Source organism: Bacillus bruguierae (genome assembly GCF_037104725.1).
In the GTDB taxonomy this organism is placed as follows: Bacteria; Bacillota; Bacilli; order Bacillales; family Bacillaceae_G; genus Bacillus_A; species Bacillus_A bruguierae.
This window is the reverse complement of sequence record NZ_JBAWSX010000021.1, coordinates 46,304-68,683: the sequence shown is the minus strand read 5'-3', so window position 1 is coordinate 68,683 and position 22,380 is coordinate 46,304. Positions and strand designations below refer to the sequence as shown.

At 32.1% G+C, this 22,380-nt stretch carries 18 protein-coding genes, 1 tRNA gene and 6 pseudogenes; 4 read left to right on the top strand and 21 right to left on the bottom strand.

Annotated elements, in window-relative coordinates; all coding sequences use genetic code 11:
* Positions 1 to 410: 410 nt before the first annotated feature.
* The 5 genes and pseudogenes from WAZ07_RS23435 to WAZ07_RS23415 form a co-directional block, all read right to left on the bottom strand.
* Positions 411 to 820, bottom strand: a pseudogene (locus WAZ07_RS23435) (DDE-type integrase/transposase/recombinase).
* Positions 821 to 1,035: 215 nt separating this feature from the next.
* On the bottom strand, positions 1,036 to 2,577 hold the full coding sequence (locus WAZ07_RS23430) for a DUF4041 domain-containing protein (protein ID WP_336474381.1): 1,542 nt from the start codon (positions 2,575 to 2,577) through the stop codon (positions 1,036 to 1,038).
* Between the two features lie 597 nt (positions 2,578 to 3,174).
* Positions 3,175 to 3,651 (bottom strand): hypothetical protein, encoded by a 477-nt coding sequence (locus tag WAZ07_RS23425; protein WP_336474380.1) that lies wholly within the window; start codon positions 3,649 to 3,651, stop codon positions 3,175 to 3,177.
* Positions 3,652 to 4,109: 458 nt separating this feature from the next.
* Positions 4,110 to 4,709 carry an undecaprenyl-diphosphatase gene (locus WAZ07_RS23420; protein ID WP_336474379.1) on the bottom strand — a complete coding sequence of 200 codons (600 nt, stop codon included), beginning with the start codon at positions 4,707 to 4,709 and terminating at the stop codon, positions 4,110 to 4,112.
* 415 nt (positions 4,710 to 5,124) lie between these two features.
* Positions 5,125 to 5,313, bottom strand: a complete 189-nt coding sequence (locus WAZ07_RS23415) for a type 2 periplasmic-binding domain-containing protein (RefSeq protein ID WP_336474384.1) — start codon at positions 5,311 to 5,313, stop codon at positions 5,125 to 5,127.
* 78 nt (positions 5,314 to 5,391) lie between these two features.
* On the opposite strand from WAZ07_RS23415, the gene WAZ07_RS23410 reads away from it, so the two are divergent.
* On the top strand, positions 5,392 to 5,604 hold the full coding sequence (locus tag WAZ07_RS23410; protein ID WP_336474378.1) for a hypothetical protein: 213 nt from the start codon (positions 5,392 to 5,394) through the stop codon (positions 5,602 to 5,604).
* A 333-nt stretch (positions 5,605 to 5,937) separates the two neighbouring features.
* Here the strand turns inward: WAZ07_RS23410 and WAZ07_RS23405 are convergent, their stop codons facing one another.
* From WAZ07_RS23405 to WAZ07_RS23360, 9 genes and pseudogenes are all read right to left on the bottom strand, one after another.
* On the bottom strand, positions 5,938 to 6,171 hold the full coding sequence (locus WAZ07_RS23405; protein ID WP_336474377.1) for a hypothetical protein: 234 nt from the start codon (positions 6,169 to 6,171) through the stop codon (positions 5,938 to 5,940).
* 109 nt (positions 6,172 to 6,280) lie between these two features.
* The gene (locus WAZ07_RS23400) at positions 6,281 to 6,700 is read right to left on the bottom strand and encodes a YxiG family protein (protein ID WP_336474376.1); all 420 of its coding nucleotides are present in this window, start codon (positions 6,698 to 6,700) and stop codon (positions 6,281 to 6,283) included.
* Between the two features lie 45 nt (positions 6,701 to 6,745).
* Positions 6,746 to 7,651, bottom strand: coding sequence for a hypothetical protein (locus WAZ07_RS23395; protein WP_336474375.1), 906 nt, complete (start codon positions 7,649 to 7,651; stop codon positions 6,746 to 6,748).
* A gap of 388 nt (positions 7,652 to 8,039) precedes the next feature.
* Positions 8,040 to 8,795 carry a DUF4262 domain-containing protein gene (locus WAZ07_RS23390; protein ID WP_336474374.1) on the bottom strand — a complete coding sequence of 252 codons (756 nt, stop codon included), beginning with the start codon at positions 8,793 to 8,795 and terminating at the stop codon, positions 8,040 to 8,042.
* A gap of 567 nt (positions 8,796 to 9,362) precedes the next feature.
* Entirely contained in the window at positions 9,363 to 9,731 is a 369-nt protein-coding gene (locus WAZ07_RS23385) for a hypothetical protein (RefSeq protein WP_336474373.1), read from the bottom strand.
* A gap of 53 nt (positions 9,732 to 9,784) precedes the next feature.
* A pseudogene (locus WAZ07_RS23375) lies at positions 9,785 to 10,511 on the bottom strand (RHS repeat-associated core domain-containing protein); the annotation flags it as partial.
* A 215-nt stretch (positions 10,512 to 10,726) separates the two neighbouring features.
* Complete coding sequence (locus WAZ07_RS23370) at positions 10,727 to 11,488, bottom strand: hypothetical protein (RefSeq protein WP_336474371.1); 762 nt, start codon at positions 11,486 to 11,488, stop codon at positions 10,727 to 10,729.
* A gap of 20 nt (positions 11,489 to 11,508) precedes the next feature.
* Positions 11,509 to 11,790: pseudogene (locus WAZ07_RS23365) on the bottom strand (RHS repeat-associated core domain-containing protein); the annotation flags it as partial.
* A gap of 111 nt (positions 11,791 to 11,901) precedes the next feature.
* Positions 11,902 to 12,276 (bottom strand): annotated as a pseudogene (locus WAZ07_RS23360) (RHS repeat-associated core domain-containing protein); the annotation flags it as partial.
* Positions 12,277 to 12,339: 63 nt separating this feature from the next.
* Between WAZ07_RS23360 and WAZ07_RS23355 the strand changes: the two are divergent.
* Positions 12,340 to 12,498: pseudogene (locus WAZ07_RS23355) on the top strand (IS6 family transposase); the annotation flags it as partial.
* Between the two features lie 107 nt (positions 12,499 to 12,605).
* On the opposite strand, the gene WAZ07_RS23350 reads toward WAZ07_RS23355, so the two are convergent.
* Complete coding sequence (locus tag WAZ07_RS23350; RefSeq protein ID WP_336474370.1) at positions 12,606 to 13,274, bottom strand: hypothetical protein; 669 nt, start codon at positions 13,272 to 13,274, stop codon at positions 12,606 to 12,608.
* Between the two features lie 188 nt (positions 13,275 to 13,462).
* Positions 13,463 to 14,431: pseudogene (locus tag WAZ07_RS23345) on the bottom strand (RHS repeat domain-containing protein); the annotation flags it as partial.
* A gap of 254 nt (positions 14,432 to 14,685) precedes the next feature.
* Between WAZ07_RS23345 and WAZ07_RS23340 the strand changes: the two are divergent.
* The gene (locus WAZ07_RS23340) at positions 14,686 to 15,879 is read left to right on the top strand and encodes a S8 family peptidase (RefSeq protein WP_336474369.1); all 1,194 of its coding nucleotides are present in this window, start codon (positions 14,686 to 14,688) and stop codon (positions 15,877 to 15,879) included.
* A 159-nt stretch (positions 15,880 to 16,038) separates the two neighbouring features.
* On the opposite strand, the gene WAZ07_RS23335 is transcribed toward WAZ07_RS23340, so the two are convergent.
* From WAZ07_RS23335 to WAZ07_RS23315, 5 genes are all read right to left on the bottom strand, one after another.
* Complete coding sequence (locus WAZ07_RS23335; protein WP_336474368.1) at positions 16,039 to 16,494, bottom strand: hypothetical protein; 456 nt, start codon at positions 16,492 to 16,494, stop codon at positions 16,039 to 16,041.
* A 383-nt stretch (positions 16,495 to 16,877) separates the two neighbouring features.
* Positions 16,878 to 17,471, bottom strand: a complete 594-nt coding sequence (locus WAZ07_RS23330) for a S1 RNA-binding domain-containing protein (RefSeq protein WP_336474367.1) — start codon at positions 17,469 to 17,471, stop codon at positions 16,878 to 16,880.
* A gap of 1,318 nt (positions 17,472 to 18,789) precedes the next feature.
* Positions 18,790 to 19,941 carry a cysteine desulfurase family protein gene (locus WAZ07_RS23325; RefSeq protein ID WP_336474366.1) on the bottom strand — a complete coding sequence of 384 codons (1,152 nt, stop codon included), beginning with the start codon at positions 19,939 to 19,941 and terminating at the stop codon, positions 18,790 to 18,792.
* Between the two features lie 18 nt (positions 19,942 to 19,959).
* Positions 19,960 to 20,853, bottom strand: a complete 894-nt coding sequence (locus tag WAZ07_RS23320; protein WP_336474365.1) for an LPD16 domain-containing protein — start codon at positions 20,851 to 20,853, stop codon at positions 19,960 to 19,962.
* Between the two features lie 25 nt (positions 20,854 to 20,878).
* Positions 20,879 to 20,949: transfer RNA gene (locus WAZ07_RS23315), tRNA-Cys, on the bottom strand.
* Positions 20,950 to 21,360: 411 nt separating this feature from the next.
* On the opposite strand from WAZ07_RS23315, the gene WAZ07_RS23310 reads away from it, so the two are divergent.
* On the top strand, positions 21,361 to 22,317 hold the full coding sequence (locus tag WAZ07_RS23310; protein ID WP_336474364.1) for a DMT family transporter: 957 nt from the start codon (positions 21,361 to 21,363) through the stop codon (positions 22,315 to 22,317).
* Positions 22,318 to 22,380 lie beyond the last annotated feature (63 nt).

Genomic DNA, 22,380 nt, shown 5'->3' with positions numbered 1-22,380 from the left:
CCATGTATCATCACGATTGGTATACCATCCCCTATATCTTCATAATAGATATTAGCTTGACGAACTTTGCAATATGCCATATTCACTCCTGCTTTCTTAATTAATTTTATTTTAACATATAGAGGCAATGACACATTGCCATCAACTTAAGAAATTAAATGTTCCCCAAAACGAAAAAAATGAACTAAATTCTCATGGACACCTATGAAAAGATGAAATTTTCGTTTTGGGGGCACTTCAAAATGTTAGCTTGATGGGCATGGGGTAGCACCAATATTTCGCAGATTCTGTACGTTAAGGATAAATCCCTTGAATATGACAAGGATTTGGTTATAAGTACCGAAAACGGGTTCTGGTGCGAAAATAGCTTAATAGGAATATAGAACAGCAATCTCCTGTTAATTTTGAGATTAAGCGGCTAATCCAAATAACTTATGAATGACTCTAACCTCATTTTGGGCAGATTTCATCCTTTGGTGAAGTTGCCCTTTTTTTCATCATATGCATGGCTTCGATACCTCTCAAAATCAAGGTTGCTGTACGAAATGATTTCAATCCTAACATGGAACGAACCCTCTTCTTTATAAAACGATGATCCTGTTCCACGATATTATTGAGATATTTACATTGCCTTATCTGCATGCCTTCAGGCATACGTTTCTCCTCTTTTAATTCTTGTATCGCCAGCGGATAAGCCGCGTTCCTCCATCATTTCCACTAAATCACGAAAACTGAGGTTGTACCGTAGGTACCATCTTACCGTTAACAAAATAAAGTCAGGCTGATAATGCTTCCATTTGAACAAATTTTGGTTTTCTATACCGATCACATCCCTCATTTAGAGTAATAGTATCAGTATGTCCAAGATTTAGAGATTACTTGCAATTACCTTGAAGTTTTTTCTCCAGAACCATAAAGAATGCATTCAATCTTAAAAACTTTAATAAATAAAAGAGTACCAGTTTGTTAAACATATATTTAAGCAATCGGTACTCTTTTTGTATTTGTTTTAATTAAATTCAAAGGGAAAAAATATTAAACAGCTTGCAAAGGCTTCTTTTCAAGTTGGATAGATTTTCTGAAGTCTTCAGCTTCAGCTAACTTTGTAAATTCAACCGTCTTGTTGTGGTTTTTCTTCACAACATTTTCTATTTCAGCCAACTCAACCCGGAAGAATTCTTTTCTTGCATTTACCTTGTTCACTCGTTTATCGGCAAATGCTTGATGAAGGGCATTTTCCAAAGCAGGAGCATCTTCACTAAAGATCATTCCATGTACATCAAACGTAAATGGAACCGATGCATCACCCAATTCTTTCACACGATCCATAGGTTCTAAACGACGAGTCATACCGATTTTAAATACGTTTTCACCAAATGAACCTATATTTGAAATGATATACACGTAACCGGCACGAGTGTTTTGTACTCTGTACAATACATCTTCTTTATTTTTCCGCGTTTGCTCCAGCTGTGCTTCCAATTCTTTAAGCTTCTCAATTAATTTAGCTTGTTGGTTTTCAGTTGTTTCAGTCATTTGCATTTTTAACTTTTCAATTGCTTGCTCGAAGTGCTTTTCTTCTTTTTCCACTTTCTCTTTTGCTTTTTCTAACTCTTTTAATGCTTTCGCTTCTTCTCTCATGCGTTCTTTTATCTCAAGCTGCTCTTCTTTTTCTTCCTGTTTCATTTGTTCAAATGAATACTTTAAGTACAACTCTTCGATCTTTAATTTTAAATAATCTGGCGTAATTGATACCTGTTGCATATCAGTGAGTTTGTTTAATTCATCAAAAATCTTTTTAATCCTTTTCTCACTTGCTTCCAGGTTAGAGTATTTTACTTTTGTAATGATATTGTCGCATTCATTATTGAATGCTCTCAAGGTAAGTTTAATTGTATCAAGTATGAATTCCTTACCTTTCTTTCTATCATCTCCAATTGTCCAGTCCAAGCGATGAAATGTAGCTTCTCTATCCTTAACCATTTTCTTTTGTTTTTGTCGGATCTCATTCAATTTGATTTGGAATGCCTCTGACGTTTCAAAACCATATTTCGGATTTGTAAATCCAAATGATTGCATAAGTATGTCCTCTTTTAGAAGGATAACTTCTCTTTGCAAACTATCAATCTCTTGAATAATTGCTTGTTTATTGGATGTGAATCCTTCAATCTCCTCGCTCAATTTTTGTTTAGATTCGGTTAAATTTACAAGTGATTGAACATCCTCAATTCTTTTTGCAAGGGCATCCTTTTCTTTATTCATATTATCAATTTGAGAGGAAAGGCTATTTTTCACTTCCGTTAGGTCTGTAATAGGCTTGAAAGTTTCAAGCTCCGCTAGAACTTCTTGTTTAGCTAATGTTAGCTTTTGCAACTCTTCACTAAGACTGGCAATTTGCTCTTTAACATCTACAACTTTATCAAATCCATTTCCTTCCCAAACTTGTTGTACTTTCTTCATTTCCTTATTTCGGTTAATGATAAGGATGATTGCGATGATAGGGGGGATGATGAGGAACCATAAAGCAAATAAAATTCCAGTTACCCATGGTGAGTGCAGAAATTTTTCTTTATACATAGTTTTCTTTTCTCCTTTATTTATTTCTCTATCTTTATATTATAAACCCCCTAACATATTATAAAAAGAAGCTATTTTTATTAGGCTCTTTTCGCAAAGATTGTTGCCAATGGATTATGTAAGAGTTGTTAAGCTTATTTAAAAACCAAAAAAGCGCCTAAAAAGGCATTTTTTTGTGATTAACATAATCAGTGTTATCGGTAGCGAAGACAAGGCGGAATCCTACTCTCACAAGTAATCCGCCTTTTTCTATGACTCTATGCATTTTTTATACATTCCTATCCTGGCATGGGTTTTAGGGTTCTCGTTTGTTAATGGATTAGCAAAAAACTGTATAAAACCTTGTATGCTCTTAGAGGTCACCATACATGCCCATAAACTTAAGAGTTTTTAATACTCTTAAGTACTAAAAAACGTTATTCTTTCTAAACAAGCTAGATTAGAAGGAATAACGTTTTCTGTGAATTATGGATATAAATTTATCTTAGGTTGATAGAGATGTGTTTGAACAACCTACTCCTGACAATAACATGACTGGAACAACTAAAGCTAACATTTTACGTTTCATACTCACCTACCCCTTTGTTTGTTTATCTGTTACTTAATCTTTTTCATTTCCTTATGCCCTTCATCTATTAACTTAGAAGCGGTTTTTAGTTCATCAACTGCTATTTCTACGCTTACTTTGTCTCCCATAGATAAAGCAGTTTGCATATGGTCTACCCCTGCTTTTACATATGTCATTGCTTCATCTACCTTATTGTGTACAGGAAAGTATTTTTGGTCGTACTCTAATTTTTTTACCTTGTCTACTGTATCTAGGAAAGGTTCAGAAAGCTCTCTAAACTCAGTTGCTTTTTTATACTGTGATTTCTTGCTATTGATAAGATTATCAATATCTCTAGCTTGGTCTGTAAAATCTTTCATTAGATATTTTAGGTTTTTAGGGTAGTCTTCTGGTTTATTTTGCTCTATTGAAACTTTAATTTTTTCTTTTTCTTTCTGATTGTTTACACAACCTACCGCTGATAATAACATGACTGGAACTATTAAAGCTAACATTTTACGTTTCATTATGTATACTCCTTCTTAACAGTGTTGTAATTGACTAACATATGGAACTGTAACATAAAATAAATAAACAAATATAAGCTCATTTTTTGTCCTTAAAGGGAATCCCTCCTTTTTTTTCGTATTTTCATTTAATGAAAAGTAATTCTCCAAATAAAATAAAAGAACTTGTAGCAGGCCCCGCTACAAGTTCTTTTAGCTAAATATTTTAGCTCAGCAAAACAAAATATACATTCTACACAATCGGGGTAATTCCTAAAATATGGTTTGTTAACATCATTATATAACATAATTATGAATTTTTGTTAAAAATTATATATTCTTAGATAAATTGCACTCCACTTTCTTACTTTTTTTTAATTTGTTCAGCAATAGTTGAAGCAACAGCTGCAACATGAATACATTCCATATATAGGTCGTCAGCATCTGTATCTTTCACGCTAACTTTTATACTTGTATACTCAAAATCCCTTTGATTTGTTTTTGGATGGTAAAACATGTTTCTCTACTCTTTCATATAGAGTAAGCAATTGCTTGATAAAAGAAAATTCCGGTACTAACCAATACGAAAATAACGCTGAAACACATCCTATTAAAGCCCCTATTGCAACATCAAAAGGATAATGAACCCCTACCCAAATACGAGAGATCGCTACACAAAATGCAAGTATAAGCCATAACCATCCAGTCTTTTTACGAACAAGCCAAAACGAAAAACAAATCGAAAAAAAGAGAATCGTATGGTCACTAGGAAATGAATTATCTACAGCATGTTCGACAAGTTTATTAACATCAGGCAATACTGCAAACGGTTGATAATTCAAATGAAATTTCCCTGCTATTTTTCCAAGCACCTCAGCAATCACAAAAGCAACCATCGCTTGAATAACCATCATCCTGCTTTTTCTGGACCCGGTAAACCAATAAGCTATAATAATTAAACCAAAAATATATACCATATATTCTGCCAAAAATACCATGGCTGAGTTTAGGAATGAATATTGTTTACCTAAATCATTAATTGCTCGAAAAATATCAATATTGAATTGAGAAAAAGACATTTTCAAATCCCTCCTTTATAGTAAGGTGTTTAACTGATTGCCATATACCTTCATTACATGAATAGTTTTGATTATTGTACTCATCTAAAAATACCAATCTTCTTGTACGCTTATAATTTTATTATGGGAAAAAAGGTTTAAATGGGACTTAACTACTTCTTAACTATGTGAATGTACTGTTTCTTCCTCTAACATGACGTTTTCCATACGTACGTATATTTCGACTAACGTTTTTAAACGCGAGCTGAGAAAACGTCATCTTCCTTCCCCTCCCACGCTTTTTTTACTTTCATAAAAATAGGTATCACCATGAGTATGACATCTCCTTCTTCTTTCTTCTTTTTCACTATAATAAAAAAAGAAAAAGGAAAACATCGAACTTTCTTACATACATTCGTGTATTCTTACAGTTTTGTCATTTTGTAAATGTGTTCATCGCCTTGCCTTTCGCTATTTTCAAAAACTCTTGTAACTCTGGGTTTATATTCGTCTTTCGGTATGCAACGGCTAGTTCCGCAACAATTTTAGAATCACATATTTCTTTGTAGACAACTTCTGATTGATATAATTTATTTGCAGACACGCACAGAATGGATTTTCCCATTTTTTTCTACTTATGTATTGAATCTTAATTTTTGAATACATTATAATAATTCTATATGGAAGATTAAGGAGGAAAATGATGAGATTGAAAGTAAGCTTTACTTGCAAAATAATTCCTCTCTCGTATCGTTTTATGTTTGTGAGTTTTATCAAAGAAGCTCTAAAAACATCAAATGCAGTATATGCAGAGAATCTATATGTCTTTGAGAATAAACCAAATAAAAAAGCAAGAATTTTACGTTTTCGTAATAGGGGTATTGATACATACCATCAAGCCATGAATTTTTTATAACCATTTGCTACTTTGCCTCTGTTTACAAGAACGCTGGTACTGGACAAAATAGAAAAAGAAGAACCCGTTTAGGTTCTTCCTTTAAAAGAATACAGAAGTTACTCAACAGCAATCGGATTATTCTTTATCTTCTATTTCTTCTGTATCATATAATAAATCTTCATTCACAACATATATTGGACTATTTGCAATATCGATACAAAGTACTTAAGACCACGGTATCGCAAAACGTTCATATACATCTCACCAGAATTCCATGGATTACCTTTCGAACTCTACCATTTAACTACTGATATTAACCAAGATTCATGCCATCCGTAATATAGTTCTAATTCAAATCATATTGTTTATCTCAGTAATAATTGAAGCATCTTGTGCTTGAACTTCAATATATGATGAATCAAAAATTTTGCAGAAAATTTCACATCTATCTCGAAGATACGTTTCAAGTTCATCCATAGGATTAAATACGTTTGTTTTAATACTATTTATCATCTGTTCTATTTCTTGACCACCAATAATAAATCTTTCAGAGATATATTCATCATTTAAAAATGATAAATCCAATGGTTCGAACACAACCACATTTCGATTAAGAAATCCTCTTAATTTAACGTAACTTTTATATCCCTGTTTATCTCTTAAAAAACTTTGCAACAGAATCTATAAAAAACAACTACATTTTAAGATGAATTAATTTGTCGTTAAGAGAAAGTTTTCTTGCTTCAACTAATAAAATAGAGTCCCAAATTTCCATTATAATATTTATACCTGTGGAATATTGACTACTCCATTCTTTTTCATTTTGTAAATTAAATTTAACTTCACTTAAATTTGGATCTTGATAATAAATTGTTGTCAATTCTAAAAAATCCATTTTTTCTCTATCATAAAATTCAAACCTAAGATTTTCATCATCTTTAACATAATAAAATGACGAAACATCTATAAATACCATTTTAACATCTTTTATAACTCTATTATCAATTACCTGTAATATGAATTGAATATTATTATTTAACAAATTTATATGAGTATCTATAATTTTAGCACCCCATAAATCATCTAATATTGATTGTATATCAATATCCTTCATGTAGTTTCTCTTCCTTCTGAAATATATTATAAAAAACACTACACCTTAATTTTCAAAATAAAATGTTAAATCTAACTGTCGTTTTCTATTATTTACAAAATCATTTTTTTCGAATATTTGATTTTGTATGTAAAAATCTATCTTCTGTATATTTGTTTTTGGATCAAATAAAAACTCTTTTAAATCGAAATACTCTTCATTCATATATACAGCCCCTTCCATAATAGAGAAAGTCCTTGCTGTTTGATCTACATCTATATTTAAAATACATGGATATAAAATATCGTCTTTATTTATCACTAAGTCTGCTCTTATAAAGACATTCATATTATCTAATTTAAATATATCCTTAATAGTTGACGGTCGGACCCACGTTTCATCTTGAAACACTTTACTTTCATTTTCTAAATCCCATTCCCAAACCGCAGAAACAGAAAAATCTTCAAGGCTTAACTCCTCTATCGATTTCCCAGTAGAGGAATCCATTATTGATTTAACTTCTTTAACTACTTCAGGGATAAGATTATTTAAATACATCCTTTTCTCATTAATTTTTGCTTCCTTAATAAGAGGATATAAATATAATGTACTCATAATTCTTGAACCACTATCACCACTTAATTCTAATTCCATTTCTACAGAAAAAGTCCTTATTGATAAATAGTCAATTTGAATATTCCCATTAAGAATCTCAAAAGATTTCCCCTCAATATTTAGCTTCGATTCTTGAAAACTAAATTCTTTATAATAGTAACTATGATCCTTATGAATAAAATCAGGATATTTATTTAAATATATATCCAAAAAATCATCTTCTATAAGCAATTTATATGTTGGACAAACAATTTCTAACTGTAACTTTCTACTTTTAGCTTCTAATACAATAAAATCATCATATATTATACATAATACTTTCGGTATTACAATTTTTTGTTCACCTAACATAAGCATTGATGGCTATCTTTTTATCATTTATAACCTCCTAATTTATGTAACCAATTGAAATACTTACTTAAAATATCCGTGCTTATTTGAATAGTAGACTCCTTGTACAAAAGCTTTCTGGTTCTGGTGCAAAAACTTCAGGGAAATTGCAAATAATCTCTAAATCTTGGACATACTGATACTATTACTCTAAAAAAGGTGTGTGATCAGTATGAAAAGGAGAATCCACTTTGGATTCTCCTTTTATAAATTGCCACTTTAAAAAAGTATTAAATGTGTCCCCTCGTACTCATCCATACCGCTACAATAAATTACAGAAATTATTAATAGGTGTATAAACCATAAAGAGAATTATCTGGATTCTTTGAAGTTTAAAAAATTCATAATTATCATTTTAATTTTCAATGTTATCTAATTGAGTCTTATAATCTTCACTACAATCTGGATGAGTTGGTAAAAATCCTCTTTCATCAGGTAATAAAATTCTTAAAACCTCTCGGTTCATTTCTTTAAAAGATTTCATAATGATTGGATAACCTTCAATAATATTATTATACTCTATCCCTTGCTCAAACTTTTCTCCACGTTTAATTTCTTCTACAATCGTATAAAAAATATCTTGTGCTACTTCCGGATCCATATTTAATACTATTTGTAAATCCCGATGACTATAAGTTTCTGCTAGTCCATGCGTATGATAGTTCGCATGAATGTGATCATTATCTTCGGCTAATATAGAATGGGTATACCAACCATACTCTTGTAACATTTGTTTTTCCCATGCATCTTCATCTATGTCCAAATCTTCGCCCAGCAGATTTGGATCATACCAAACATCTTCATAATCTCCTGCAATTAAAAATCTCCACCCAGGCGGTAAGCCTAAATACTTCTTTACCTCCGGTGCCCATCCATCAATATGCTGAACATGTAAAGGAATAAAGAAATCCGGTTCTAGTCCCATCTCTTCTCCCGCCCAAATATACCAACCAGTTGTATCTCCCTCTAAAGGCATTCGAAGACCATTAATAGGGGTTTTACCATTTTTCACATTTTGTGATATTCCTAATTTCAAGTTATCAGGAGATTCTACATACTCCGCTTTATACTTCTCACATAACCTTATTTGCTCTTTAATATATTTTTCCATTTACCTCTTCTCCTCCTAAGATATCAGAATCCATGATTTTTCTTCTGTTTTTTTGAATAACTAGACATATGGCCCCCTTGTCGATTTGAACATCTTGCACATTGTGGTTGAACCGCCGTAGTCCATTTGCGTCATACGAAAGAGATTCATTCCCGGATTTGATTAACTTACACGTTGTACTAAATAAAAGAAAGGAACCTTTTAAAGGATTCCTTTCCTGCAAAATATTTAACACTATCATTTTAAAACATCTGGATAATTCTTTTCTTTCCCAGTAAAGAGTTCCAAGCCTATATGCTCTTTCGCTTGCTTTTCAAATAGTAGGGTTTCATCTTTTGAGTTTTTTTCTAAAAATGTTAGTACTCCTCTATTAAACTCTAATGCTTTTGACCACGGAAAAGATATTAACCTCTCTTTTCCTATATGCGCTACAAAAACTTCTCCAAAATAATTACATTTGAAAATTCCAGGTATTCTGTTTTTTATTGTACCTATTATATGTTGACGATCTATTGCTTCTTCTTCACTAATATATCCATGTACAGCGTTAAATTTTGATATTATTTTTTAAAATGCTATCATTATTTCATCTTTATATCTAGTAAATATTTTTGTTTGAAAGCTAACTAACAAATAACTGATACTTTTTTCCTTAGGGCTTTCCCACCAATTCACCATACATGAAAATCCCTTTCCTTTTCCATGGAGGCCCCCAGCAGTACCAATCAATGCATCTAATTCATCATCATAGCAACCTGGTTCAGTAAGTGTCCACATTTCAATAGCTTTTTCTATAGTAAATTCTTTATTGATAGGTTCATGTGGTGAAATTTTTGTAAAACCTAATCCAATCTCCTGGATTGTGTCAAAGAAAATCTTTGCATATATATCTGAACTAATATTCTCATTTGTGTAAATGCTCATTATTATAGCCACAATAACCCTCCGTTTGATAGATAATTAATTTTTACGTTAAAATTTCCCCAAAATTACCAATACGTATAATGTCGATTTTTACCATACCTTATATTGTTCCACCAGATTGTTTTACAGCTTTCTGTAATGGTTTAACTACCAGATCAATTCGCTTCCCAGTTTGTACATACCTTCTAAACTGTTTGCTCATTGATACTTTTCGAACATCCTTAATTTCAGTAATCCTTCCTTTTGATAAACTATCAGGAATAGCGCCATTTAAGTGTCTAGTATTTTTCTTTAAACCAAGCTCCCTTAGTACTTTTTTTCAAACGCTTTACCTCTGGCATATCTATATACATACTTCGCACTCTTTTTAGCTACAAAATGCCCTACATGAGAAGCGACTACCCTTGCCCCAGCTATTGCTAAAGGAATAAACTGAGCAAAATGGCCATCTGGATCCGTCACCATCACTGGATTATTATCACCATACGTATACCCATTCTGTGTAATCGGATCATCCTCATCACCCGGATCCACAGACAAGAACACGCCATGAGTTGGATTGTAATATCTTGCTATTAGATAATACATCCCAATTTCTTTATCATACATATATCCCGCATAGCCAAATGGATTCTCTGCTGCAATACCTTTCGTATCACTCTTTAATACGTTACCCCACCAATCATATTCATACGTTGCTACAACTTCTCTATTTTGATCTATTATCGCAAATACATCACCACGAGGATTATAGTGATAGTATAATGTTTGTCCTTTTGATTTTATAATCAACAAATATTAATGTATACCAAAAGAGAGAAGAGCCTACATCAGCTCTTCCCTCTTTCACTTCTTCTGCACCATATAACAAATATTCATTTTCCAATTTCAATACTGTTTATGAGAAACTACAAGATGCGCTTTAAGATTATCATGGATAGTATAATCTATATTTCCCCATACTCTCCCTTTATCTAAATTTATTATATCAACTACACACATTCTTTTTATAGCTTTTCAATTTTCCAAACTAAATTATATGGATGCTCCTTTTCTAAAAAGGTTAGTACCCATGTCTCTTTCTCTCTATCATTCGTCAAAACCACTTTATGGTTTAACTTCCAAACTAGATCACTAACATGACTAAATATTTCTGTTTCGTATGTCTCCTGTTCTCTAATAAGCTTTTCTTGTTTAGTTAACCTTTTAGTTCTAAATTCTCTTATTTCAAGATAAATATCCACATAAGAAACTTCATGTTGACAAACTATATTACATACATATTTTTTGTTCGGACTATTTTTTTTTATATATACAAGTTCATTTTTATAATCCAATTCCATTATCTTATTGTATACTTTTTCTAACTCTTCTACATCCCAATCATATTTCACAGCTAGATTCTTCATTTCTGAATGTATAATCTGGAGGGCCAGTTCTTTTTTCTTTCTATCAGGCAAATCTGAAAAATTCTGTTCATTTCCAAATTCCACAAAAACATTAATATATTCAGGGAAAGTTCGATATTCCTTCTCCCACTGATTTAATAATGAAATATCATCTACACAGTGAATCAAAATACCTTTTTCATAGTCGGTTCTTAATTTTGGTATATATCTCCAGTATAAAGAAGTGATACATCTTGTTTCTTTAAAAAAAGATGTATCTTCATCGTAGTTACTTGAAGATGTTAATTTTAATGTTTCTATGTTACTTATACATTCTTTTCTTTTTAGGAATGTTAATTGAATATCTTTTACAACCGGCATCTACTCTCTCCTTACTAACCCTACGGTCGACTATGGAAGGGTTTCGCTAATGGTCTTCCTTGTATTCTATTAATATACTTTACATGGTATTTTTCCCAACGCTCTGCTTTAGCTCGACCTCTTAAATCCACTCTAACAATTCTTGATGCATAATTATTACCGTAATTTCTATTAAAGTTCCTTACTTGTTTCTCAGCTCTTGCTGATTTACCATTCTTCTTAATTCTATCACCGCTAATTCCAACTTTAACAACTTGTTTACTTTTCGTATTATAAATTTCATAGCCATGATATGTTTGAGGGTTCTTTTTACTATTAGAATGTCTATTCTGTTATTTATTTGTTTGTTTTATTTTTTTATTATAGTTATTAACTTTTTTAATTTGTTTATATCCTTTGTATACTTTATACGCTCTATATCCACCTACTGCAACTGGAATTAATAACTGCGCATAATGTCCATCTGGATCCACCATCATCACCGGATTATTATCCCCATAAGTATATCCATTCTGCGTAATCGGATCATCCTCATCACCCGGATCCGGATCCACCGACAAGAACACACCATGAGTTGGATTGTAATATCTCGCAATTAGATAATACATCCCAATCTCTTTATCATACATATATCCCGCATAACCAAATGAATTCTCTGCTACGATACCTTTTGCCTCACTCTTTAAGACATTTCCCCATGCATCGTATTCGTAGTTTGCCACCACTTGTCCATTTTCATCTGTCATCGCAATGACGTCACCGCGTGGGTTGTAGTGATGGTATACCGTTACTTTCGTATTTTGATTTAAAGCATTATATTCATAGTTTGTTGTGTTATTGTATAAACTATATTTGCCAAATCTGCAGGATTTCAAATTCTTCGTTATGCCTCACATACCATAAAAGAAATCGAAATTGTTCATGCCCTATACAAACAAAGGCGAAGTCTTCAAGCAGACTCCGCCTTTTCGGTGTATCATGAATTACAGAAACCACTAGCTACTACATAATATTTCCTCATACTTTTATATCCCTGTTTATCTTTTGAGAAACTTTGCAACAGAACCTTATTTTCTAATAAAACTGACAGAAATAAGTTCAAAAAACAGTTCCGATATTAGAAATTCCAAGTAACATTTATTTCTTCAAAAGACTCTTTGCTTTCTTTAAGCCCTTCATCATCAATTACACCCATCATACCTACCTCATGTTCAGAAAGAATAATTCTCTCTTCGGGATTTTTTATTTTCTTAGCAAAGATTAATTGTAATAATTCTAATTGTTGTTCAGTCATTTCGTATTCTTCTTCTAAGGTTTCTATTGCAGATGTAATATCCTCCAATTGTAGATTCAATAAAAAGCCTCCATGTTCTTGTAAATCTTCAAATGTGTCCATTGAATATGCATTATTATTTTCAATCCAAAATGATGAAGTAATTAATGGTATTGTTTCTCCTTCAACATCTTCTAATAAATATTGAAATGTTTCCGCTTTAGCTATTTCTTTCAATTTGTCCGATGCTTCTTCAAAATAGGTCGATGCTTCTTTTACCAGCTCGCTTCTTTCACTATTTAAATCTTGGAATGCAGCAATACAAAAATCTGGATGAAAAGTTATCGTACCTCGCGCCCCTTCTCCATCCTGCAAATTATAATTAAAACCATCCCACGAATTTTCATACGATAATTCAGGATAATGCGCTACATTAATTGCATGTGCAATAGATTTTAAAATACTCCCTTTCCATAAATCCATTCTATTTATATCTAGTCTTTTTTTTAGCATATGATATCTCCTCTATATTTAATATTTATTAGATTTTTTTCTATTCTCTGCGCGGGATAACACTTGTGCATTTTTATAGCTGTTACTTCCACCTTTACTTTTAGATGCCCATATGGAGACTTAGAAATTTTCCCTTTCTAAGTCTGTACCTTTTGAATTTTTTTGTAAAGTTTATATCCTTTATATCCAACCACTACAACTATCGCTTTTGCCCATTTCCTATCCGGATCTACCATCATCACCGGATTATTATTAGCATAATTATACCCATTCTGCGTCAACGGATCATCTTCATCACCCGGATCAGGGTCCACTGACAAGAACACACCATGAGTTGGATTGTAATATCTCGCAATTAGATAATACATCCCAATCTCTTTATCATACATATATCCCGCATAGCCAAATGGATTCTCTGCTGCGATGCCTTTTGCATCACTCTTTAAGACATTGCCCCATGCATCATATTCATAGCTTGCTACAACTTGTCCGTTTTCATCTGTCATCGCAATGACGTCACCGCGTGGGTTGTAGTGGTAGTATACCGTTTGGCCTTGGGACTTCATCGCAAGACGGCTGCCATCTACTGAGTATACATATTGACGAAGGACGTTTCCACTTCCGTCTGTTTCATATAATGGATTGATACTGTCGCCGTCATAGTGATAACGTGTCGTTGTTCCGTTTACTATTTTTTCGATGCGTCGTCCGTCGTCATCGTATTTATATGTCGCAAATGATGTGCTTTCGCCTTGTTTGGTAATAGCTACAAGTTGATCTGCTTCGTTCCATGTGTATTGGTACTTTCCATCGGATGTACGATTGCCGTTGGCGTCATACGTTAGAGACTCGTCGCTAAATTTCGGCAGCTGGTTACCGTCGTTAAATACGGCTGTTGTCGATACGGCTGCTTTTCCTGCTTCTGTTACTTGTACGTTTGTGCGGTTTCCAAAGCCGGCATAGCTGTATTCTTTCATTGTACCATTTGGCAATGTTTCTTTTGTTAATTGATTAATAGCGTCATATGCGTATGTTGTTTTTTCTGTTTTGTCATCGTTTTTACGTTCGATTGCGGTGCGGTTGCTTGTTGCATCATACGTATACGATTCTTCTAAAATGCGCTGTGAATCTTTTGTACCAATTTGTAAGTTTGTAATCAGCTAATAGAGAAGTGGCTTTAAGTTTATTCATCGTGTTATTTTATTTCCATATGTGCATTATTAGATGAGCTTAATTTTTACAGAATAATACCTTAGCAATGAGAAAGCACTACAAAAAAATACTTAATTCAACTTATATAGATTTATATCTTCAAAAAAATTCAAAAAAAAGTCATAAATGGCATGTTCTAAATTATATAGTGGAAAAGAAATTGCATCAAAAACAGGGAAATACGAAGGGGGAATTTTGATTGAAAAACAAGTTGATTTCTTTAGTATCTGTTTTATCAATTATTTTTGGCGGGTTCTTCTTTTATAACACCGATACCTCGCAAGCAGCAACGTCTAACAAATACGTTCCTAACCAAATTATTGTGAAATTTAAAAACACTACTTCAGTTACTAAAAAACAAGAATTTCATAAATCAGCAGGAGCTGAAATTGTCTCAAAAGATGACGCTTTAGGGTTTGAAGTCGTTCAATTTACTTCAGGTACTGTCAAAGATAAGATGAAAATTTATAAGGATAACCCGGATGTAGAATATGCAGAACCAAATTATTATTTCCATGCATTTTGGACTCCTAATGATTCTTACTTTAGTAATCAATATGGATTACAAAAAATCCAGGCTCCTCAAGCTTGGGATACCCAACGAAGTGACCCTAACGTGAAAATTGCTATTGTTGATACCGGCGTACAAGGTTCGCATCCAGATTTATCATCTAAGGTAATCTATGGACATGATTATGTAGATAGTGATAGCCAATCCGATGACGGAAACGGGCATGGTACACACTGCGCTGGTATTGCAGGAGCTCTTACAAATAATAATATTGGAATTGCAGGGGTTGCTCCGCAGTCCTCTATATATGCTGTTCGCGTACTAGATAGTCAAGGAAGTGGTACTCTCGACGCTGTAGCACGAGGTATTCGAGAATCTGCAGATGCTGGGGCAAAAGTAATTAGCTTAAGCTTAGGAGCTTCTAGTGGAGGAACTGCCTTGCAGCAAGCTATTCAATATGCTTGGAATAAAGGTGCTGTAATTGTTGCCGCTGCAGGAAATTCTGGCAATACACAACCCAATTATCCTGCTTATTACAATGAAGTAATTGCAGTCGCATCTACAAATCAATCCGATCAAAAGTCCTATTTCTCAAATTATGGAAGCTGGGTAGATGTGGCGGCGCCAGGCTCAAGTATTTACTCTACGTATAAAGGCAGTACGTATCGATCATTAAGCGGTACATCTATGGCAACTCCACACGTTGCAGGAGTTGCAGGATTATTAGCAAGTCAAGGATACAGCAACGTTGAAATCCGTCAAATTATTGAAGCAACAGCAGACAAAATTAGCGGAACAGGAACATATTGGAAAAACGGTAGAGTAAATGCAAGTAAAGCTGTGCAATATGGATTACAATTAAAAGAAAAGAAAGCTTCATAAAAACTGGAACAAGTGTGTATATTATGTTCCCTATTGCCCTCTTAGCTAAGTTAAATATAGATAAGGGTAATTAGTTGCCTATATAACCTGTAACAATGATTACCAAGTAATCATTGTTACAGGCTATTTTTTATTTCTATTAAACTAATACACGAATTATTAATCATTATCTTCTGCCCACAGTATGCCTATCTTGTTTTTATCTATTGCTAAAACTCCTGTGTCAAATGTCGAGTTTGTAATTGATGTCCACCCACTTAGCCTAAAGAATCCATCAATTTCATCAAAGTTTCCATTAGTATAGTATTTTGCATCTGGTAGAAATTCGTTTAAAAAATAATTACTTAATTTTTCTGCTAAAGGCTTTGTTTCTAAATCAATATCATAAGCCATATCCATTGATAAAATGTACTCAAGAATTTTCTTAGCCATTCTTTTGTCAATTACTTCCCATCTTCCTTTTATTTCATTGGATTGATGACCTATCTCTTCCAAAAATTCTTCCTTTGTTATTTCATTTCTCAAATTATTTATACTTTTGAAACTGCAAGTAATGCTACCTGAATTTCTTTTGGTTAACAATATATTATTAAAATCTTCAAGGCTATTAAACATACATCAATTTCTCCTTGTTGTATTCGCATCTTTACAGCTAATTTTGTTTACAGTTTTCTTTATTATGAATTAATCTTAATAATTTCACTACATGTTTTCCTTTTTCGCTCACTCTTATCCTACTAATAGTAAATGATTAATTGTATGGTTTCATTAGTTGCTGTTTTGTTAGTGCTGATTTAACGATATATGAATTATCTTCCTTTTTACAGGGAAATCTAAAATTTTCAGTAATGAAATATATATGTGATTCTGTCTCTAAGGCTACATAAGCTTTAAGTAAATGTTCCACAATATCTTTATTACTTCTTAATCCTAACCTTTCACGGCTGCGTGCTAAAAATTGTATATTTGCATGATCTGAAACTATAAAATTTAGTTCGCTAAAGATAGTCACTCATTTTATTCTCAATTTCTTTAATTAAGAGCATACCTAAATCAACCTGATAATTTTCTAAAACTCTCCCCATTGCCATCGAAAATGTTATCAAACCATTTTCTTCTATATTTCTAAGTATCCTATTTTCTGCTTCTTTTGATATCACTCCTACTTTATTCATTAATACTTTCTTTATTTCCATTACTTCTTTAGAAAGCTCTTGCACTGCTAAATCATTTGTGTTTTTGTCTGTATAATTCTCCTTTTTCTCAAACGTCAAATGCATACTAGAAAATTCCAGTTTACTTTCCTGATTAATCCCTACAACTTTAACATTATCAATTCTGTCCCCTATTGAAATATATTCTTCTATATTTTTAATGAATTTATCCTGAAACTTATTAATGTGTAAAAGTCCTTCAGTTTTGTATTCATCATCAGTTACTACAAATATACCAAATCCAACAATATTTTTTACTATGACTGAAACAAAAGAATTTATTTTATAAATAACCTTTAAATCCCTATGCTCTGTCGCTGTCCTATGAAGATGTAGTTCGATATTAGTATCAACAGTTGCTAATCTTTTCTGTACCATTTTTACCACTCCTCTCCATATAACCTTTCTATAAATTTCCATATACACTCTATATTTCCTCTAATAAATAAAATAACTTGTATAATATTAATATTTTATTTCATTTAACCTACTGTCCGACTTAAAAAATATTTTAGACTGAATGCTGTTGACCTATATAAATCCATTTTCATTTTTCAACATATAAGTCGCTTCTATGCACAGCCAGATGCTCTCGTCCTCCCCTAAAAAGAAAGGGGCTTTTAGGTCGTTTTTTTAACTTGTATATATAATTAGATTTTTCTCTTCTTATTTCTTTAGTTTAATAAAATTAGGGTTTAGACTGATGACTTAGTTTCATTTTGTGTGAAGAATTTTTATTAAAATAAAGTGAAACTTCCGTCAGTGGGGGTTTTCTTCATCCCCCACTGACGGTTAGCCCGACCAATCGGGCTTTTACGGGCAGTTATCCCCCACCTATCTTCTCTGCTTCTCTCTGAATTTTGAGGTGGGGGTCTTACTGCCCAAAAAATAGCGGGATAAAATATGAGACTAAATAGTAGATATGAAATTTTTATACAGGAAATAAGGAAAATCCCAAGAAAATATACTTAAAAAAGGCTTAATTGAATGAGGGATCAGCCTGTTTGTTTACTACGTATAATGACACATTATGTAAATCTACATTGTTTTCATAAGGTTTAAATAATACTAAGCTATTCAAAAATTAAGTGTAAAAACTGGAGGTTACCACTTATGTCTCAAGTAAACCTGAAGAGAATAACTTCTGAAGGGACTTTTCATTTTTTGTGATACATTGGTTTTCTGTTAACATAAGGTGCTCTCATGTACAGAAAACACCATTTCAGTCTACAACTATTTTTTAACAGTTTAATACTTTTTTCTATAGCCTAAAATATTTTTTAACGAAACACCTACACAATCAAGAATTTTTTAGGAGGGATATATCATATTTCCAAAAATAAATGAATTGAAAAAGCCTTGAATAGTGTAAAGCAATTATTAGATAATAATCAGGAGATAAAGATATATGTTGGTATAGGAACGACTTTAAAGTAAAATTTGTAAATTTAATACTTTTAACCCTTAATATGGTAATTAAGTATATAGAAAGACAAACTAAATACAATTGGGTATTTTTTGTTCCAAAATATATTCTACTTCTTTCATACTCTGCTTATTTGTTTTTACAATCTTTTCAAATGGAACAACAATTTCATGTATACTTGGCTTCAATCAGGATATGTGAAAAAATGGGCATAAACATGCCCATTTGGAAAGACAAAAGATTGTTTGTACAACATGATTGATAGTATTATTAAAATCCTTGTTGTACACAATAAATATCTTTAATTTTCGCTACAATCTCATCAACAGCATACAAGACTTCTTCTTCACTTAAATATGGACTAATTGATATACGAATAGAACTATTTGCTTCTTCTTTTGTTAATCCAATCTCTTGTAAAACATATGACGGTTCTAAACTACTTGAGTTACAAGCAGATCCTGAAGAGATAGAAACAGTTCTCATACCTGCTATAAGTGTTTCTGAACTAATGTTTGGAACCATTATATTTATAATATGAGGTATACTATTTTCCATGCATACATTTACGCAAGAATGAGGTATTTCTTGTTGAATTCGTTTTACAACAATTGTTCTTAATCTCTTTACTTTTTCATAATTTTCTTCTAGTTCTAATACAGCAATATCACTTGCTACTCCCATACCAGCTATTAGTGAAGTCGGTAATGTCCCACTGCGTAAATATGTTTGTTCACCACCAAATAGTAAAGGCCGGAAATCTTTCTGTTTGTGTTGATTTACATATAAAACGCCTATGCCTTTTGGTCCATAAATTTTATGTCCCGATAATGATAAAGCATCGATATCTAATTTTTTTACATCAATTGGTATTTTTCCAAAAGCTTGAACAGCATCTACATGTATCAATGTTTGATACTTTCTGCATAGAGCAGAGATTTCATTGATAGGCTGAATTGTCCCAACTTCAGAATTAACATATGCAAAACTAACAACCCTTGTATTATCATCTAACAAGTATCGCAATGAATCTAAACAAATAGTTCCATCACGATTAATATCCACATATTTTACGATAATCCCTCTTCTTTGTAACTCTTTGCCGACCCCTAGAATCGATTTATGATCTATAGGAGAGAGAATTACATTTACCGGTTCTTTTTCATAATAATCAACGGCTCCCAATAATGCCAAGTTATTACTTTCTGTTGCACCTGAAGTAAATATTATTTCTTCTTTATCGGCACCAATAGAAATACCAATTTTACTTTTTGCTTGCTCAACTGCATACTGTGCTTTTTTTCCCATCACATGCTGAGACGATGGGTTTGCAAATTCTGTTTTCATGTACTTCTCCACCACTTCGACCACTTTATTATGACACGGAGTGGTAGCAGCATAATCTAAGTACACTTGTCTCATAAACATTGTCCTCCTTTGTTAAGAAGAAAACACAGAGAAATTAATAGGCTTTTCATAGATTTCTTCCTTGGACATTTCACCGCTTCCTCCTGGATCTGCAACGATAACTTTCATGCCTGTTAGATTATATAGATTAAGAGCAATTTCAATCCCTGTACGTACTGGCTGGTAACACTCCCCAGGCGCAAATAATAATAATGCTCTATAACCCGCCTTATATACCTCAGCAATCATTTCTGTAATTTCTCCTGCACATCCAGTTATACCGCAACTAATTAATGTTTTATAATTTCCATCTTCATCTAAAAACGATACTTCAGATTGATTGTCTCGATCATTTAACATTCTTTTTTCTAATTTTCCATCTTTCACTAGCTTACTAGCGCTTTTTTGAAATCTATATTTAAGCCAAGTTTCCGGAAAAAAGATTGGATTTTTTCGGCTAGACAAAATACTTTGTTGATTAAAGTACTTACTCTTTTCTAAACTTGTAATGTAAGCTTCTGGAATTTCTGTATATCTTTCGTAAAATTCTTTACGAAGGTCGCTAACACTTGCATTTGTAGAAGGGACATATTGCCAATCATTAATTAATAATAGGAATTTAATATCTTTAAATTGTTCATAAAATTGCTCACCTAACTGAATTCCAATATCCCAAGTATACATAGGGAATATACCTACTCTACGTGAAATCCGCTCTTTCATTATGCCTGTTTTCTGCTCTTCGATAATTCCAGGAGTTAAGTTATTCGTTTCTTCATTAAAAAAAAGCATAAAATGTCCTGACATAATTGCTAATTTTTCTTGAGTAGTATTTTTTAACTCTTCACTGATTAATTTGATCATTTCTTCTTCTGATGCAACTAATTGATGAATTCCTTTCTTTTTTACATTGATTGAATTCGACATATGTTATCCCCCTTAAAATGAATAGAGGCAGTGCTTGGATTTGAACCAAGGAATTAGGTTTTGCAGACCTATGCCTTACCACTTGGCTACACTGCCATTACATAAAGTTTAGCTGCCAATTTGAAGATTACTTATTACGTTGTTAATGGTATTATTAGCAAAAAGAAGTGTCAATAATATTTAGAATATAATTATTTTTCTCAACATTAAAGTAAATACCTAGAAAATCTATTGAAAATATAAGCATTCAAATAAAACAAAGAGATATACATATCATTTCAAAATAGTGATTTTTAAAAAAACATAACCATATAACATTTTTTTCTGTTTTATGAGTAATTACTCTGGATAAATTTCTCAAATAATAATCGATTTTTTATTTTGCAAATATAAGCTCTATTATGCTATGGTTATTTTTAGAAATTTTTGATTTTCCAAAATCACCTAACACTATAATTACAAATAAAACTACTTAATAGGGAAAATTTATTAAGAAAGGAACTCCTTATGTCTAAACAAACACTTGCTTATATTCAAATTTCATTTGCAATGGTTGCAATTGGAAGCTTTGTGATTGTTAATAAGTTCATTATTAAAGAGCTTCCTGTATTTATTGCTTCTGAGCTTAGGTTATTAATTGCTTGCCTAATACTACTTCCTTTATTTTTATATAAAGGGGAAAAAATGCCGAAACTCATAAAAAAGGATTACGTTATATTTTTTCTTCAAAGTTTTATAGGTGTGTTCCTATTTAGCATATGCACATTATATGGATTAAAAAAAACAACAGCTTTAGACAGCGGCATTATTATGAGTTGTACACCTGCAATAATGGCTTTAATCTCTTATTTTTTTCTAAAAGAAAAACTAGGGATTCATAAAATAGGAGGAATTTTTTTAACCATTTTAGGTACATTATCTATTAATGTTTTTGGTCAACTTTTAAATTTTAATGAGAACTCACATTCATTAATAGGAAATATACTAATCTTTTGTGCTGTTATTGGAGAAGCAGTTTTCTTTTCCTTTGGAAAATTAATTTCCACACCTTTAAGACCTTTAACAATGACGACAATTATGAGCTTGACAGGTGCCGTATTATTTTTGCCTTTGGCAATTTATCAATCCTTACATTTTAACTTTTTTACTGTCTCTCCATTAATATGGTTGCTAGTACTATATACAGGCGTTGTAATTACTGTGCTAGCAGTTCTATTGATGAATCAAGGATTAGAAGTAGTATCAGCGGGAACTGCAGCAGTATTTACTGCTTTAATGCCGATAAGTACCGTCGTTTTATCAGCCCTTATCTTACATGAACCTCTTTTCTGGTATCATATTTTCGGTATGCTATTGGTTATAGCGGGGATTTTTGTTATTACAAACTCTTCAAGTGAAAGTACAGTTACAAGTAATGAAATATTTCAAAAAAGTAGAAACGAAAATATAAGTTCTGATACATGAGTTTGAATGCAAATAGATAATGAAAAATAGTAATGTTCAGCAAACCGTATGAGAGGTTCTCTC